Below are 15,674 nucleotides of genomic sequence, written 5' to 3' on the forward strand. Positions count from 1 at the left end.
GATAAAGCAGAATCATCATCTGCAAAAGGAGGAACCAACATGAGACTTGTAATTCTTGAGGCAGAGTCACTGGGAAAGGACATGGATCTGTCCGGCTTTTCCCGTTTTGGAGAAGTGACAGTATATGAAAAAACAACGGAGGAGGAATGCCCGGAGCGTGTGCGGGAGGCGGATATTGTCATCTGCAACAAGGTGCGCATGTGCAGCCGCACCCTGTCCGGCGCGGAGAACCTGAAACTGATCTGCGTCACCGCGACCGGCATCAACAACATCAATCTCGATTATGTGAAGCGCCACAACATCGCCGTGACGAACGTCGCCGGCTATTCCACCGTCAGCGTGGCCCAGCACACCTTTGCGATGTACTTCTATCTGGCAGAAAAACTCCGTTATTACGATGATTACGTAAAAAACGGCAGCTACGCCGCCAGCAGTCTTTTCACCTGCATGGACAGACCGTTCACCGAGCTGGAGGGCAAGACGTGGGGCATCATCGGCCTTGGCGCGATCGGCAGAAAAGTGGCTTCGATTGCACAGGCATTCGGCTGCCGTGTGATCTATTACTCCACCTCCGGTGCACACGACGATCCGGACTACGAGCGGGTCGATCTCTATCGTCTGCTGAAGGATTCTGATGTGGTTTCCATCCACGCCCCGTTAAATGAGGCGACCGAGAACCTGATGAATATCGAAACGTTTGCCAACATGAAGCGGAACGCAATTCTGATCAACGTCGGCCGCGGCTCGATCGTGAATGAGCGTGACCTCTGCTGTGCCCTGCGCGAGGGCCTGATCGCCGGAGCAGCGCTCGATGTACTTTCCAGCGAGCCGATCCGCAGTGACAGTCCGTTGCTGAAAATGGCGGACGATGACCGCCTGTACATTACGCCGCACATCGCCTGGGCATCGAAGGAAGCCCGCACGCGCCTGATCGGACTGGTGCAGAAAAATATTGCTTCGTACCTGGAAGGCGGCATGGAAAACCGCGTGGTATAAAAGGGGTACAAAGCCAGGGACAAAATACATAAAAAGAGCCGGACATCCGACGGAACCGCAGAGGGGACTGTAAGAACAGCCACTCCCAAGTTCCGCCGGATGCCCGGCTTTTGCATTTGCTTTATTGCTGCAAAAACGAGAGAACATTATTCCTCTGTAATCTGAATTTCCAGATAATCAAACTCCAGCGATTCAATAAAATTATCCTGTGTGAACCGCGTTTTCGATCTCCGTTTAAACTCCGAAATATTCGTATCGAGCCAGATCGGCTTCGCCAGATTCCAGGCATCACAGATTTCATCGAGCGCACGGAAGACCTTGTGCGTTCTGGTATCCTCATCGTCGATGCAGACGGTAAGATCCTGAAGAACATGATTGTTTTCCACTAATTTTCCCCACATCTGAAACATATTAAAAATCCTCCTGAAAAGTACAAAGTGAACAGTGCATTTGGAACGACCGTGTTAATCGCTGGTAACGGTATGCAGTTCTTTAAAATCCTTCGGCGAGATCCCGTACTCTTTTTTAAACGCGCGGTAAAAACTCGAATAGTCGTGAAATCCGAACAGCAGATACACCTTCGTGACCGGTACATCGCCGAGCAGCGCTTCACGGCACCTTGCCAGCCGCTTTTTGGAAATGTACTGGTGGATCGACATGCCGATTTCATCCTTGAAAACGTGTGCAATGTGATATTTGCTCACAAAAAGTTCCGCCGCCAGCCGTTCGAGCGACAGATCCTCGGACAGGTGCTCATCAATATAGAAACAGAGCTGTTCATACAGCGAAAGCTGCGCCTTCCGGGTGAGCGGGTGGTGCTGTTCATACACCGTGCGGTTGATCTGCATCAGCAGGTCGCTGACGTAGAGAAAAATCTGCGTCTCTTTTCCAAAATGATCGGACCGCATTTCCTCAATCAGTCGGATGGTGCGGTACTGGATCGTGTTGAACTCGACGGAATCGAGCGGGAACAGATATTTCTGATTTTCGGCAGCGTATTCCATCAGGTAAACGTAGTCGGCGGAACGGGCGCGGAGCTGTTCTGCAAAAGCGGCGCTGACCCAGAACACAAAGCGGCGGTACGGCACAGACAGGTCGTGCATCACCAGATGATGCGGCACGCCGGGCGGAATCAGAAGAAGATCGCCGGGCGTCGGTGTGTAGAGCACTCCGTCGATTTCCAGTGAGATCGCCCCTTCGAGAAAGAGATAGAACTCATAATGCGTATGCGTATGTTCTTTTACTCCGGGCACATCGTCGGTGCTGTAATAGTATAACTCAAACGTATCCGAAATCATGTACTGCCGGGTGGCAAATTTCGTCTGCAGTTTTTCTTTCATAATAAAAGCATCCTTGCAAAAAAATGATATTTTTGAACCATAACAACAATTCCCAGCATATCACAAAACAGCAAGTTTTACAATGTATTCGGCAATCCGCACAATAGAAAAAAATAACCTGTCCGGTTATGATACAAGGGAATAAAATAAAAACAGAATGCAGAATAATTTTCAGATAAAGATCAAAACGGAGGAACAGCTATCATGAATCAGATTCTCGAACAGCTTGGAACATACGGCATTGTGCCGGTTGTCGTTTTACAGGATGCAGCAAAAGCAGAGCCGCTTGCCGAAGCTCTCTGCAAGGGCGGACTTGCCTGCGCCGAGGTGACCTTCCGCACCGATGCGGCAGAAGAATCCATCCGCATTATGAGCGAAAAATTCCCGGAGATGCTGGTGGGAGCCGGAACTGTGCTCACAATCGAGCAGGCGGACTGCGCCGTGAAAGCCGGAGCAAAATTTATCGTCAGCCCGGGCCTCAACCCGGAGGTAGTAAAATGGTGCCAGGCACACGAAGTACCAGTGATCCCGGGCATCGTGACCCCGACTGAGATGGAGCAGGCGATCGGTCTTGGGCTCACCATGGTGAAATTCTTCCCGGCAGAACCGGCAGGCGGACTGAAATACATCCGTGCCATCGCAGCACCGTACACCATGATGAAATTCATGCCGACCGGCGGCATCAACCCGCAGAATGTAAGAGAATACCTGGCATACGACCGCATCGCAGCATGCGGCGGAAGCTGGATGGTAAAAAATACGATGATTGAAAACAACGAATTCGACCGCATCGAAGAGCTGGTGAAAGAGGCGGTTGAGATCGTAAAGGAAAGCCGGACGTGACGACATCCTTCCCGCAGCCGCTGGGCACCGACCGTTGACCTCGAGCGTGATCCGAGATGGGGAAGAAACGAGGAGGGCTACGGCGGGGACCCTGCGCTGACCGGAAAAATGGCCGGCGCTTACATCGAGGGAATGCAGGGCGACGATCCAAAATATCTGCGCTGTGCATCAACCCTGAAACACTTCTATGGAAACAACACCGAGGTCGGCCGCGGCTGGAAGAACTCTTCGATTGACCCGCGGAATAAATATGAGCTGTATCTCGAGCCGTTCCGCAGATGTATTGAGGAGAGCGGCGCAGAGGGCATCATGACGGCGTACAACAGAATCAACGGCACCGTCGGCGGAATGGTCCGGGAAAACATGGAAATCTCGGAATCCGTCATCATGAAACAGGCGGACCAGAAGATGTATGAAAATAAAAAAAGTTCACGGTGAATCGCCGCAATGGATTGTCCCCGCGGGTCTTTTCGTGGTACAATGAAACATAACCGATAAAAAGAAAAACGAGGGCAGAACATGAACGAATTATATGAAATGATTGAAAAGAAAATCAAAGAATCCGGCTATCCGCGGCCGATTTCGGGAAGCGATGTTTACGATGACATCTGCGACCAGATCGAGGGAAAAGAGAACGGTTCCTATGTGGTATTATCGAAATTTGATGATGATGTGATTTTCGAGTACCACATCACGGTGATGGATGATGAATTCAACCTCGGCGTGCTGACGATGCGCACCCCGGAGGGCGTGTTTGAGACTGATTTTGACCAGTAAAAGAGAAAAGAAAGAGGTTGTTACTTATGCCGAATGTTGAAAAAATCACAAAACAGACGGAAAATCCGTTCGTAAATCTTTACCTGGTGGAAGGGACAAACAAAGTAAACCATCACTTCCGCTATTACGTGGCTTCCCGCGCAAAATCCATCGAGCAGATGAAGATTAAAACAAGGAAAAATACGCCGGACGGTGTGCTGATGTACAGTCTGTACGGGGAAAAACGCGACAAAATTGTCCTGGTGCGCCAGTACCGCGTTTCCATTGATGACTACATCTACGAATTCCCGGCAGGCCTGGTGGAACCGGGCGAGGAGTTCCATGAGGCTGCCGTGCGCGAGATGCATGAGGAGACCGGTCTTACGTTTCACCCGTTGAAAGTAGATCCCTGCTACGAGAAACCGTTCTTCACCACAATCGGCCTGACTGATGAAGCATGCTCTGCCGTTTACGGCTGGTGCGAGGGCGAGATCAGCCGCAAATACCTCGAAGAGAGCGAAGTGATCGAAGTTGTCCTTGCTGACCGCGAGGAGGCAAAGAGAATCTTAAAGGAAGAAAATGTAGCAATTATGTGTTCTTATCATCTGATGCATTTTATTCATGATGAGGAGCCGTTTGCATTCCTGAAATAAGTGGAGGGGAGCCAGAAAAACACAACCCCTGGAAGTTCTTAGCACGAACTGCCAGGGGTTGTGTTTTTCTGACTCCCATTTACGTTGTGGGGGACGGGAGGGTGAGGACTCAGGTGTAGTATTGGGCCTGGGTTTCGTAAAGATTGGCGTAGATGCCGTGGTTTGCGAGGAGGGTGTCGTGGGTTCCGTCTTCGGCGATGCGGCCGTGGTCGAGGACGATGATGCGGTCGCAGAATTTGCAGCTGCTCATGCGGTGGGAGATGTAGACAGCCGTTTTACCGGCGATCATCTGGCTGAACTGTTCATAGATTTCGGCCTCAGCGATCGGGTCGAGGGCTGCGGTCGGCTCGTCGAGGATGACGAACGGGGCATCCTTGTAGAGGGCGCGGGCGATGGCGGTGCGCTGGGCCTCGCCGCCGGAGAGGTCGACACCGGAGCCGTTGTTGTTGTAAAGGCGGGTGCGGACGCCCTGCGGGAGTTGCTGTACACGGTCGGTGAGACCGACTTTTGCAAGAGAGGATTGCAAAGCAGCTTCATCAATCGTAGTCCCTGCGGCGATGTTTTCGTCGAGCGGAAGGGAGAACAGGTGGAAATCCTGGAAAACCACGGAGAAGGCCTGGGTGTACTCTTTGTAATTGTATTTGCGGATGTCAATGCCATTTAGGGTAATGTAACCTGAAGTTGGTTCATACAGGCGGCAGAGCAGCTTGATGAGTGTCGTTTTTCCGGCTCCATTGCGGCCAACGAGGGCGGTTTTGTCGCCGACGGCAAAGGACAGTGTCACATGCTCGAGCACCGGAAGATCCGTGCCGGGATAGGAGAATGAGACATCGTGGAACGCAAATTCATATTGGCCGTCGTCGCGTTTCTCAATCGGCAGTGTACCGTCGTAGGCCATAGACGGCTGCGCGATGAAATCCTCATAGGTCGAGAGATAGGAATTGATATAGTCGAACTCCGATCCGGTTGCGAGAAATGTCTGAAGATCACTCATGGCGCGTGTCACGGAACCGGCATACAGAAGAACATCCCCGATGGGGAGAACGCCGTACAGAGCCCTGGCGCCGATCACAAGGTACGCAGCGAAATTGGAAAGGAGCGAAAGCAGCGCGTTTTTTCCGTCTGTGATGGTGGAGAAGCGGGCGAAGTCGAGGTACATCGGCAGGAAATGTTCCATGGCCTTTCCAAACTGTGTGTCGAGAAAGTGATCAAAATGACCGATGCGGATATCGTCCGCGCGCCGTTCTTCCAGCGTCGCATTGGCGAGATAATTGGCAACCGAGTTGGAATGGTCGTTGCCCTGGTTCAGCTCTATCTTTTTCTGTGTACTCTTGCGGTTGATGCGGGAGGAAAGTGCAAGCTGCACACCACAGAGCAGGAGCAGTGCAAGCATCGAAAACGGCGAGGTGAAAAAGTTCTTCCTGCTGCTGGCGGACAGAAGAAACAGACGGAGCAGGAAAAACAGGGCATAGAGAACCGAGAGCAGGGAAGTGATCAGCGTATGAATGACAATGAGCTGGTCACCCACATTTCCCGATCCCATGGAGGAGACGTTGGTGCGCCGGATGGCATCCATCGTCTCTGTTTTTTCGAATTTCTCAAACTCCAGCTCCAGCGCCTTTGCGGTGATTTTCTGTTCCGTGCGTGCAAGACAGAGTTCTTTTTGGCCGTCGAGATACTGACGGCAGATTTTTTCAAACAATCCCAGCCCATACTGCGTAAGCAGAAAGACGACAACAGTATACAGACAGGCGCGGTACGACTTTGCAAGCAGTAAATTCAAAATTCGCGCCGAGAAAAACAAGGAGAGATACGGCAGCGTTGCAGCTGCAAAAGCGCTTCCGAGAAGCCAGAACAGCACGCGGTGATTGCCCTGGCTCACCATAGTTAAAAAGCGGCAGATGGCATGAAACCGTTCTTTCATTTTCATCAGATATCTTCCTCCGTTTCCTGATAATACTGGCTCTGCACCTCAAACATATGCGCATACGATCCGCCGAGGGCAATCAGCTCATCGTGGGTTCCGCATTCTTTGATCTTTCCGTTTTCGAGAAACAGGATCGTATCGCAGAAGCGTGTCGATGCAAGACGATGCGAGATGAAAAGCGCAGTCTTATTTTTCAGCAGTGTGCTGTAGGTTTCGTACATTTTATTTTCCGAGATTGCATCGAGCGCAGCCGTCGGCTCATCGAGCAGGAGCAGATGGCAATTTTTATAGAGTGCCCGCGCCATCATCAGTTTTTGCATTTCACCGCCGGAAAGCGTAATGCCGTCGTCCGCCATATCCTTGCCAAGATAGGTTTCTTCTTTCTGCGGCAGACTTGCAATTTTTTCCCAGAGTCCGGCGCGGATGAGTGCTTCTCGGCAACGGTTACGATCGGTCTCTTCCAGCGGGGAGCAGCTCACATTTTCTGCAATCGAAAACGAAAGTGCAAACGGGTCCTGAAAAACCGCTGCGATTGCTTTGTAATACTGTGCCGGATTCAGACTGCCAAGGGGAATGCCGTTAATGGTGATGTTCCCTTCTGTCGGCTGATATAGTCCGCAGATCAGCCTGACAATTGTGGATTTTCCGGCGCCGTTGATGCCGACAAGTGCCGTATGCTCACCCGCATGGAGCGTAAAACTGACATCATCGAGGATCCTTTTATCGCTGCCCGGATAGGAAAACGAGACGTGGGAAAAGCAGATTTCCAGCGGTTTTTCTTCCGCAAGTTCCGGCCGGAACGGCAGCGTGTGGCCTGCAGGGAACGGAAGATCGAAGAATTCCCGCAGCCAGCGGATCTGCTCGAGACAGAGCACGGATTTGGAGAGCGCGGCGGTGATCTCGTTAAAATATGAAGAAAAACCGGAGACGGCACCGAGCGCAAGCACAAAGCCGGATACGGTCATCGTGCCGTGGGATAGACGGTAAATCAGAAAGCCATAGCAGATTCCGTCGCGCAGAAGCTGTAGTGTAAGTGTCAGCAGATCATTTGCAAAGTAGGCGCTGCGGATGCGGAACAGAATTTTCTGATACCGCTTGTTGAGCTGGCGATAAACACCATCGAGCCATCCGTTCAGCTGATACAGACGGATATCCTTTCCGGCGGATGTGTTGTACGACTGTTTCTGGAAATAGCGCTGCGATACTTCAATTTCAGACAGATCGTCTCTGCGGCGGACTTCGTAAGAAGCCGCGCGGCGGTAGCTGAGAAACTGCAGAACCGAGAGCACAAGCAGCAGAAGAATGATAGCCGGATGGACGGTTCCGATCAGTCCTGCGTAGAGAATCAGCCCAAGAAACGAAGAATAAATTGTGACATCGTATCGGAACATGCCTTCCACGCCAACCCAGTTGCTGCAGGTGGCTCCGACGGCTTTTTCGGCGAGCTGCAGCGTTTTTGGTTCTGTCAGAACCGCATAATCTATCTGCATGAAATGACAGAGAAGGCGGCGCGTAAAAAAGCCGGTCCGGAATTCGGTATACTGCCAGGCGTTCCGCGATTGCAGAAAGGTGTGGCTGACAAAAACAACGGCATAGCAAAGAAAGAGAACGAGCGTTCCAAGTGCAAATCCGGAAAAGCCGCTGCTCTGTTCCAGAAACAGGAGAATCCCGGCAGGAAGCAGAATCCCGAAAAAGCCGGTGAGCACCTGTGAGACGATTTCGAGTGCCTGAAAGAGAAACGGCTTTTTGCTGTAATGCCACAGCTCCCGATGAATATAAATGTAGTTAGACCATAATGAATACATAAAGACCTCCTCTGTCACATGTCTTTCGTGAACTGTAGTTATCCTACCATATTCATGCAAAACACGGGGGAAAAGTACGTAAATGGAACAAAAAAGAACGCGAACAGCAAAAAAAGTGTTCACGTTCTGCAAAATTTTTCTGTAGAATCATCGGACAAAATCAAAAAATTCTGGAAAGAGCTTTTTACAGCGGCAGCATAATCTCCGTCACGAAAACGCCGGGCTCGTTCTGCCGGTTGATATATCCTTCGTACTTTTCCACAACAAGATTGATCCGTTTCAGCCCATGCCCGTGATTTCCGCGCTTCGTGGTGATATACTCGCTGTCCAGCTTCCGCACAGTATCCTTTGTTGCATTCGTAACGGAAATATACAGCTGGTTTTTCAGCACACCAATATAAAGCCGGATATAGGGATCCGCAAGGCCCTCGCATGCTTCCACCGCATTGTCAATCAGATTTCCGATCAGCGCGCAGAGATCAATATCACTCACCGTAAGATTGGCCGGGCAGGCTGCCTTGTAATCCACGCGGATGCCGTTCTTTTCGGCGAGTGAAATTTTGGAATTTAAAATCGCATCGAGATTCACATTCCCCGAGTCGCAGAGCTGGTTGACCTGATCGAGATCATTTTCGAGCAGCCCGAGATATTCCTGCAGCTTATCATACTGTCCCATCTCAACATATGCCTTCATTGACTGCAGATGATTGTGGTAATCATGACGCCAGCCGCGCATTGTCAGATAGATATTCTGCACTTCCTCGACCTGGCGGGCGAGAAGCTGGTTCTGGTATTCGATATTTTTGCGTTCCAGATAATGGGATAAAAATGGAATGTGCGCCATGAAACATCACCTCGGTTCGTTCGGAATTGGAAATTAAAAAATGCAAAACCTTTAAAACGCATTCGGCCGGTAAAACTGCAGGAACACCTGGTTGAGTGATGCATAGCATCCGCGGCTGACCGGAATTTTTGTTCCGTCCGACAAGAGACATTCCGTCCGCGTGATCCGCTCCACATGAGCGAGATTCACAAGATAACTCCGGTGTGCTGCCGCAAAACATTCTCCTGTCCCACCAGAAGCCTGCCATGCGGCGGAAAGCTCTTCGCGGAACTCCGACAGATTTTTCTTAAACGTTTCCGTGCCGGCGGCCGTATGCAGCGTCAGATAATGATTATCGGACTCCACAAAAAGCAGATCCGAGAGGAACAGCTTCTGCGTCTCCCCGCCAAGTGAAAGCAGCAGATGCGGCTTTTCCTGTCCGCGCATCGTCTGCAGTTCGTCGAGCAGCGGAAACAGTGTGTCTTCCGTCACCGGCTTTAAGAGATACCGGAACGCCTGCACCTCATACCCTTCGAAAACGTATTCTCTGTGGTTCGTCAGAAAGAGAATCGGCACCTCGCTGTCCGTCTCACGGATTTTCCGCGCCAGCGCCATGCCGTCCATTCCGCCGAGATCAATATCGAGAAAGATGAGATCGAACGGATACGAGTCAGGGTAGTGGAACAGAAAAGCAGCGGAGTCTGAAAAGGCTTCCACGGTAAGAGGAAGCCTTTTTCGCTCCGCAAAGGTGTGGAGCAGCAGTTCCATCCGGGAACGCTGCGCCGGTTCATCTTCGCAGTAAGCAATTCTCATGTTATTCACCCAAACATTTTTTGAAGAAGTTATCGTAAACGGTAATCATTTCCTCGGTCCAGAATGCTGCACCGCCGTGGTCTGCGCCGCGAAGAAGATACAGCTGTACATCTTTTCCGGCATCCTTTAATGCGTGGTAGAGATCGACACTCTGCTGGCAGAACACCATCGTGTCCTTGGTGCCGTGTGCGATCAGCATCGGCGGGAAATCCTCGTTCACGTATGTTTTGGAGCAGGCTGCCTTAGCCTCCTCAAGATGCTCGGTAATGTCATAGCCCATCAGCATGCCCTCCGGGCTGTCCGGTTTCTGATGGTTCAGCGTTATCGGATAGCCGTACGGCAGTGTCACATCAACAGCTCCGTACAGATCGATAATACCGCATACCTCGCAGCTTTCCTCATTGATCGGCTCGTCAAGTTTTCCGCTCTTTGCGGTCATGCCGGCAACGGAAGAAACCTGTCCGCCGGAAGAATCTCCCATTAGGAACATCTGCGATGGATTCAGCTTGTATTCCTCCGCATGCGCACGCAGAAAACGTACCGCATTTTTTGCGTCGATGATCTGCGCTGGGAAATGTGCGATTCCGCTGTGACGGTATTCGACGATTGCAACAACGTAGCCGCGCTGCGCCAGACGGGCGATCATGCCGACCTTCTGGTAGACATACTGTTTCATCCAGGCGGATCCCTGAATAAATGTGATGCACGGCCAGGTGCGCTCCGGGTGCGCCATCTGGAATGGTGTGAAAATTTCCAGATGAAGATTGTGCGCCTCGTCGTAGACAACTTCATGCGCATAGCGGATCTCCATTTCCTCTCCGGTCACCGGAATTTCCACGGCGCCGTCTACCGCGTCCGTGTAGTCCGGCATTGTCTCATACGTGTAGTTTGATGGTTCAATGATCATGTGTAAAAACCTCCTTTTTCTAAAACCCCTTTTTCGGTCCGAAACAGCAATCCACAGGATTTACAATTTCTTCGACTCCTCATATGATTTTAACTCGGAAAGCGCCTCACCTGCAAGTGGATACAGTGCAATAATGTTGAAAATTGTCATCAGCCCGATGCCGACATCACCAAGATCCCACACAAAAGTGTATGCGGCAATACCGCCGATAAACAGCATTACAAGTGCAAGAACCTTGTAAGCGGTCTGGAAACACCACTTGTCACCGAACAGGTAGGCAACGTTGCTTCTTGCATAGAACAAAATGCCGAGGAACGTGGAAAAGCTGAACAAAAACAGCGTAAGTGCGATAAAAATCACACCGAATTTTCCCAGATGATACTGCATGGCGGTCTGCAAGAGATCCATGCCGGAAAGGCCATTAATCAGATCCTTTGGTGCAAGCAGCATAATCATTGCGGTGCAGCTGCAGATGACGATTGTGTCAACAAAAACGCCGAGCGCCTGTACAAGGCCTGCTTTGGCCGGGCGGTCACATTCTGCGGCGGCAGCGGCGCATGGAGCGGAGCCGGAACCGGCTTCATTCGAAAACAGACCACGCTTTACACCGTTCATCAGAACAGCACCAAAACCGCCGGCTGCCATCTGACGAAGTCCGAAGGCTTCCTCAAAAATGCGTGCAAACACAGAAGGAATCTGACGGAGGTTGACTGCGATGATAAACAGTGTGATAAAGAAATAGCAGACTGCCATGACAGGAACTATAAAATCCAGCACCTTTACGGTTGCATTTTTCCGCAGTACGATGATTGCAGAAAGAATCACCAGCATGATACTGGTGTAAAGCGGCGGAATGGAAAATGCATTTTTAAAAGAAGAAGCCACGGAGTTGCTGATTACCTGACTGATACCGCACCAGCAGATCAGACCGGCAATGGCAAACAGAACAGCCGGCAGAACGTATCGTTTTTTCTTCTTGAGGTGGTCTTCAACCAGATCGTGAATGTAGTAGGCAGGACCGCCGCGGTAGCCGCCGTACAGAGGATCTTCTTCTTTGTGAAGCTGTGCGAGCGTAGCTTCGATAAACGCGGTAGACGAGCCGATGATAGCCGTCACCCACATCCAGAACACAGCACCTGCGCCTCCGGCGGAGACTGCAGCGACAACGCCGACCAGATTTCCCATACCGACACGCGTTGCGGTGGAAACGATCAGTGTCTGAAAAGAAGAAAGGCTGCTTTTTTCATTTTTCTTTTCCGACAGGGCACGGATCATGTCCGGGAACAGACGGATAGGAAGAAAACGTGTCCGGATCGTAAAATAGATGCCGGTTGGGATCAGCAGAAGAATCAGAAGGGAGATTCCGAGACTGCCGCCGCCCGGGAGCGGAATCGTAAAAAGATCGCCCCAGAGAAAGTTGTAGACTGTGGTGATGAGATTGACAATCATGTTTTCAAAAACCCTCATTTCAAAATATTTGCGGCACTGTGAAACGTCAAAGCATAAAAGCACCGTTACCTGCTATTATATCGGTTTCTGTTTGGAATGTAAAGAAGGGAAGAGAAAAGATAAGAGGCAAATATCAGCTTTTTCCGAAACCAGAAAAAGTTGATATCTGCCTCTTAAAAATTTTTCAGTCGTATCAAAAGATCAGCCTGCGAGATGCAGCATCTCGATCAGGAACAGCCAGCTCAGGCCATAGAATGTAACGACAGCGACAAGGTCGTTGACCGTTGTGATCAGCGGGCCGGAAGCAACCGCCGGATCGATGTGGATCTTTTTAAAGAACAGCGGAATGCAGGTGCCGACGGCACTGGAAATCAGCATAGCCAGCAGCAGCGCGATACCGATGCAGGCGGAAACAGAAAATGCGAACATCATGGTCTTTCCTTTGAATAAGAAGATGAAAAGTCCGATGACAGCAAAGGACAGAACACCAAGCAGAAGACCATTGCAGAAACCGATGCGCATTTCCTTGAAAACAAGCTGTAATTTCTGTTTTCCGGTCAGGGACTCATCCATCAGGACACGGATGGTAACAGCCAGGGACTGGGTACCAACGTTTCCGGCCATGTCAAGGATCAGGGACTGGAAGGTCATGATGATCGGAAGGGTTGTGACAACCTGTTCGAAAATACCGACTACAGAAGAAACCAGCATGCCAAGACCGAGCAGGATGATCAGCCATGGAAGACGTTTTTTCATACTGTCTTTTAACGGCTCTTTTAAATCCTCCTCTGCGGTCAGACCTGCGAACATCGCGTAGTCCTCACCCATCTCATCATCAACCAGGTCGATGATGTTTGATGATGTGATGACACCGAGCAGGCGGTTGTCATTGTCGAGGACCGGAATAGAATCCTCGGAATAATCCTTCAGTTCTTCGATACACTCGTTGATCGGCTCCTCTGCATATACGTACGGGTAAGAAGTTACGGTCAGATCCTCGAGCGTCTCGTCGCGTCTTGCGATGATCAGGTTTTTCAGATCGATCGCTCCGTAAAATTTCTGCTGCGCATTGACAACAAAGATGGTAGAGATGTTGTCGTTCTTTGCGGCCTGATCGATCAGGCTGCTCATCGCCTGTTTGACATTCAGATCCTCGCGGATGATGATGCAGTTTGTCGTCATGCGGCTACCGATTTCATCTTCATCGAAGGAGGCGATCATCTCAATATCGTGGCGTACTTCCGGATCGAGCAGTTCGATCAGAAGTTTTTTCTTTGCTTTGTCGAGTTTCTGCAGAACCTCGGCCAGTGCATCGGTCTCCATTTTGGAGAGGATGGAAGCGGCTTTTTTGACATCCATCTCTTCGAGGTACTCGGCTACGTTGTCGGATTCAGCATACTCAAAAATATCGGACAGCATGTCCGTGTCCAGAATGCGGTACAGTTTGCATCGCTCCGGAACCGTTAAAAGCGGCAGAACATCTGCCAGGTCATTTTCGTGGTAATCTTCCAGGCGGCTGCCCATGACAGCCGGAGAAGAGTTACTGCGGATTGTATCCAGGATCTCCTGGGTATAATCCTGTACTCGTTTTTCCATTTTTTCGTTATCCTCCATTCTTTTTTTTGACAGCAGAAAAAAACATGCGTGCTGTCGGTGCGAAAAAGCATGTTGGAACCCTCACAGGGCAGTAAAAGCACACGAAAAAAGAACCAGAGAATTACGTTTCAAAACTGGTTTGGATCATGTGTCTTACTTCGGGTTTTCATAGGATAAGAAGGGAAAATATTTAAGATTAAAGCAGGACAGAAGGATGGCCGTCATCCTGCATATTTTCCGGTTCCCGTCCTATGCTGGTACTTCGCCCATGAGAATCACAACTATCCATTCTGTTCACCTGCCTTTTTTTAGAAATTTTTTGATCAAACAGCCGTTTTTGCCGGTCTGTTTCGCTTGAAATACGGGATTCAAAAATCATCCCTCAAGTATTCTAACTGCTTTCCAGAAAAAAATCAATTCCTATTTTGGTAAAATTTTCGCAACATTCTTATCTCGTTTCTGTTTCTCCTCGTAAAGCATTGCATCCGCATGCGCGAGCATCTCCGGAAGTGTGGAATCCATGTCTTTCGGAAGCAGATAAAAGCCGGTGGAAACGGTAATATTATATGCTTTTTCGTTCGTTCTATTAAAAATGTCGAATGCGGAGTGCAGCGTCCGGTACAGATCCCTGGACATTGTTTCGTCGGAACACGGAACAAGACATGCGAATTCATCGCCGCCGATGCGTCCGCAGACACCGCGTTTGCCGATGGAATCCTGCAGAAACTGTCCGACAAGGCGGATGGAGAAGTCCCCTTCTTCATGCCCGTATCGGTCGTTGATGATCTTTAAATTATTGAGATCCGCATAGACGGCAAGCAGGATGTGCTAAGAAAATAATTGCAATTGTCTAAAAAATGTTTGAGCTCTGAATTCACAGACAAAACTTTATAGAAACTTAAGATTTTCCTTTGCGGACCTAAAGATTCCTTTGGTACAGTAAGGATGAAAACAAAAGACATCTGGCAACTTGAGGGAATTTGCGGTACAATCATCTTTGAATCATGTGGGAGGTCCGGCGCGGAAAAAAAGTGCCGGAAAAGAAAAAATGAAAGGTGGAGAAAGAAGAAATGTACAACATTTTAGTATGTGATGATGATAGAGAGATTGTAGACGCCATTGAGATTTATCTGACCCAGGAGGGCTATCATGTGCTGAAAGCATATGACGGCATGCAGGCCATCCAGATGCTCGAGAGGGAGGAGATTCAGCTGCTGATTATCGACGTCATGATGCCGAAACTGGACGGCATCCGTGCGACGCTGAAAATCAGGGAAAAGAGCAGTATTCCGATCATTATTCTGTCCGCAAAATCAGAGGATGTGGACAAAATTCTGGGACTGAACATCGGCGCGGATGATTACGTGACGAAGCCGTTTAACCCGCTCGAGCTGGTGGCGAGGGTGAAATCTCAGCTGCGGCGCTACACGAAACTTGGAAATCTTCCGGCGGACGACGGAGAAAATGTGTATCAGGTCGGCGGGCTTCTCGTCAATGACGATTTAAAAGAAGTCAGCGTCGAGGGTGAACCAGTCAAACTGACCCCGATCGAATATAACATTCTCCTGCTGCTGGTAAAAAATCCAGGCAAGGTATTTTCGATTGAACAGATCTACGAGAGCATCTGGAACGAGGAGGCGATCGGTGCGGACAACACCGTTGCGGTCCACATTCGTCACATCCGTGAGAAAATCGAAATCAACCCGAAGGAGCCGCGCTATCTGAAAGTTGTATGGGGAATTGGGTATAAGATTGAGAAACAATAA

At 50.0% G+C, this 15,674-nt stretch carries 15 protein-coding genes and 1 pseudogene; 6 read left to right on the forward strand and 10 right to left on the reverse strand.

What is annotated here, in order from left to right:
- Positions 1-39 precede the first annotated feature (39 nt).
- Complete coding sequence (locus tag DXD92_RS15140; RefSeq protein WP_118640924.1) at positions 40-996, forward strand: D-2-hydroxyacid dehydrogenase; 957 nt, start codon at positions 40-42, stop codon at positions 994-996.
- A gap of 146 nt (positions 997-1,142) precedes the next feature.
- On the opposite strand, the gene DXD92_RS15145 is transcribed toward DXD92_RS15140, so the two are convergent.
- Together DXD92_RS15145 and DXD92_RS15150 are read right to left on the reverse strand one after the other, a co-directional pair.
- Positions 1,143-1,406: a hypothetical protein gene (locus DXD92_RS15145; RefSeq protein WP_022461360.1), complete on the reverse strand. Its 264-nt coding sequence runs from the start codon at positions 1,404-1,406 to the stop codon at positions 1,143-1,145.
- A 54-nt stretch (positions 1,407-1,460) separates the two neighbouring features.
- A complete protein-coding gene (locus tag DXD92_RS15150) occupies positions 1,461-2,336 on the reverse strand; it encodes an AraC family transcriptional regulator (protein ID WP_055265553.1) in 876 nt (291 codons plus the stop codon).
- A gap of 204 nt (positions 2,337-2,540) precedes the next feature.
- Here DXD92_RS15150 and DXD92_RS15155 point away from each other — a divergent pair, with 204 nt between their 5' ends.
- The 4 genes and pseudogenes from DXD92_RS15155 (at position 2,541) to DXD92_RS15170 (ending at position 4,588) form a co-directional block, all read left to right on the forward strand.
- Positions 2,541-3,179: a bifunctional 4-hydroxy-2-oxoglutarate aldolase/2-dehydro-3-deoxy-phosphogluconate aldolase gene (locus tag DXD92_RS15155; protein ID WP_118640926.1), complete on the forward strand. Its 639-nt coding sequence runs from the start codon at positions 2,541-2,543 to the stop codon at positions 3,177-3,179.
- 30 nt (positions 3,180-3,209) lie between these two features.
- Positions 3,210-3,617: pseudogene (locus DXD92_RS15160) on the forward strand (glycoside hydrolase family 3 N-terminal domain-containing protein); the annotation flags it as partial.
- 81 nt (positions 3,618-3,698) lie between these two features.
- Entirely contained in the window at positions 3,699-3,956 is a 258-nt protein-coding gene (locus DXD92_RS15165) for a hypothetical protein (RefSeq protein ID WP_055265559.1), read from the forward strand.
- A gap of 26 nt (positions 3,957-3,982) precedes the next feature.
- On the forward strand, positions 3,983-4,588 hold the full coding sequence (locus tag DXD92_RS15170; protein ID WP_055219153.1) for an NUDIX hydrolase: 606 nt from the start codon (positions 3,983-3,985) through the stop codon (positions 4,586-4,588).
- A gap of 109 nt (positions 4,589-4,697) precedes the next feature.
- Here the strand turns inward: DXD92_RS15170 and DXD92_RS15175 are convergent, their stop codons facing one another.
- The 8 genes from DXD92_RS15175 to DXD92_RS15210 all read right to left on the reverse strand — a co-directional run bounded on the left by DXD92_RS15175 (position 4,698) and on the right by DXD92_RS15210 (position 14,733).
- On the reverse strand, positions 4,698-6,518 hold the full coding sequence (locus DXD92_RS15175) for an ABC transporter ATP-binding protein (protein WP_118640928.1): 1,821 nt from the start codon (positions 6,516-6,518) through the stop codon (positions 4,698-4,700).
- Positions 6,518-8,320: an ABC transporter ATP-binding protein gene (locus DXD92_RS15180; protein ID WP_118640930.1), complete on the reverse strand. Its 1,803-nt coding sequence runs from the start codon at positions 8,318-8,320 to the stop codon at positions 6,518-6,520. The genes DXD92_RS15175 and DXD92_RS15180 overlap by 1 nt, the downstream gene beginning before the upstream one ends.
- 184 nt (positions 8,321-8,504) lie before the next feature.
- Positions 8,505-9,164, reverse strand: a complete 660-nt coding sequence (locus tag DXD92_RS15185; RefSeq protein WP_055219159.1) for a sensor histidine kinase — start codon at positions 9,162-9,164, stop codon at positions 8,505-8,507.
- Positions 9,165-9,215: 51 nt separating this feature from the next.
- Positions 9,216-9,956 carry a LytR/AlgR family response regulator transcription factor gene (locus DXD92_RS15190; protein WP_118601527.1) on the reverse strand — a complete coding sequence of 247 codons (741 nt, stop codon included), beginning with the start codon at positions 9,954-9,956 and terminating at the stop codon, positions 9,216-9,218.
- A gap of 1 nt (position 9,957) precedes the next feature.
- Positions 9,958-10,863: an alpha/beta hydrolase gene (locus tag DXD92_RS15195; RefSeq protein WP_118601528.1), complete on the reverse strand. Its 906-nt coding sequence runs from the start codon at positions 10,861-10,863 to the stop codon at positions 9,958-9,960.
- Positions 10,864-10,923: 60 nt separating this feature from the next.
- Positions 10,924-12,312 (reverse strand): alanine/glycine:cation symporter family protein, encoded by a 1,389-nt coding sequence (locus DXD92_RS15200; RefSeq protein WP_055226893.1) that lies wholly within the window; start codon positions 12,310-12,312, stop codon positions 10,924-10,926.
- A 201-nt stretch (positions 12,313-12,513) separates the two neighbouring features.
- The gene (gene mgtE / locus DXD92_RS15205) at positions 12,514-13,908 is read right to left on the reverse strand and encodes a magnesium transporter (protein WP_022461398.1); all 1,395 of its coding nucleotides are present in this window, start codon (positions 13,906-13,908) and stop codon (positions 12,514-12,516) included.
- Between the two features lie 420 nt (positions 13,909-14,328).
- Positions 14,329-14,733 (reverse strand): GGDEF domain-containing protein, encoded by a 405-nt coding sequence (locus tag DXD92_RS15210; protein WP_117509948.1) that lies wholly within the window; start codon positions 14,731-14,733, stop codon positions 14,329-14,331.
- Positions 14,734-14,978: 245 nt separating this feature from the next.
- Between DXD92_RS15210 and DXD92_RS15215 the strand changes: the two genes are divergently transcribed.
- On the forward strand, positions 14,979-15,674 hold the full coding sequence (locus tag DXD92_RS15215; RefSeq protein ID WP_022461396.1) for a response regulator transcription factor: 696 nt from the start codon (positions 14,979-14,981) through the stop codon (positions 15,672-15,674).

The sequence above is a fragment of the Blautia sp. TM10-2 genome (assembly GCF_003480845.1).
In the GTDB taxonomy this organism is placed as follows: domain Bacteria; phylum Bacillota; class Clostridia; order Lachnospirales; family Lachnospiraceae; genus Fusicatenibacter; species Fusicatenibacter saccharivorans.

Bases quoted from the DNA above. Each gene is read 5' to 3' on its own strand.
- DXD92_RS15140 (WP_118640924.1), top strand. From the start codon at position 40: ATGAGACTTGTAATTCTTGAGGCAGAGTCACTGGGAAAGGACATGGAT.
- DXD92_RS15145 (WP_022461360.1), bottom strand. From the start codon at position 1,406: ATGTTTCAGATGTGGGGAAAATTAGTGGAAAACAATCATGTTCTTCAG.
- DXD92_RS15150 (WP_055265553.1), bottom strand. From the start codon at position 2,336: ATGAAAGAAAAACTGCAGACGAAATTTGCCACCCGGCAGTACATGATT.
- DXD92_RS15155 (WP_118640926.1), top strand. From the start codon at position 2,541: ATGAATCAGATTCTCGAACAGCTTGGAACATACGGCATTGTGCCGGTT.
- DXD92_RS15165 (WP_055265559.1), top strand. From the start codon at position 3,699: ATGAACGAATTATATGAAATGATTGAAAAGAAAATCAAAGAATCCGGC.
- DXD92_RS15170 (WP_055219153.1), top strand. From the start codon at position 3,983: ATGCCGAATGTTGAAAAAATCACAAAACAGACGGAAAATCCGTTCGTA.
- DXD92_RS15175 (WP_118640928.1), bottom strand. From the start codon at position 6,518: ATGAAAATGAAAGAACGGTTTCATGCCATCTGCCGCTTTTTAACTATG.
- DXD92_RS15180 (WP_118640930.1), bottom strand. From the start codon at position 8,320: ATGTATTCATTATGGTCTAACTACATTTATATTCATCGGGAGCTGTGG.
- DXD92_RS15185 (WP_055219159.1), bottom strand. From the start codon at position 9,164: ATGGCGCACATTCCATTTTTATCCCATTATCTGGAACGCAAAAATATC.
- DXD92_RS15190 (WP_118601527.1), bottom strand. From the start codon at position 9,956: ATGAGAATTGCTTACTGCGAAGATGAACCGGCGCAGCGTTCCCGGATG.
- DXD92_RS15195 (WP_118601528.1), bottom strand. From the start codon at position 10,863: ATGATCATTGAACCATCAAACTACACGTATGAGACAATGCCGGACTAC.
- DXD92_RS15200 (WP_055226893.1), bottom strand. From the start codon at position 12,312: ATGATTGTCAATCTCATCACCACAGTCTACAACTTTCTCTGGGGCGAT.
- mgtE (WP_022461398.1), bottom strand. From the start codon at position 13,908: ATGGAAAAACGAGTACAGGATTATACCCAGGAGATCCTGGATACAATC.
- DXD92_RS15215 (WP_022461396.1), top strand. From the start codon at position 14,979: ATGTACAACATTTTAGTATGTGATGATGATAGAGAGATTGTAGACGCC.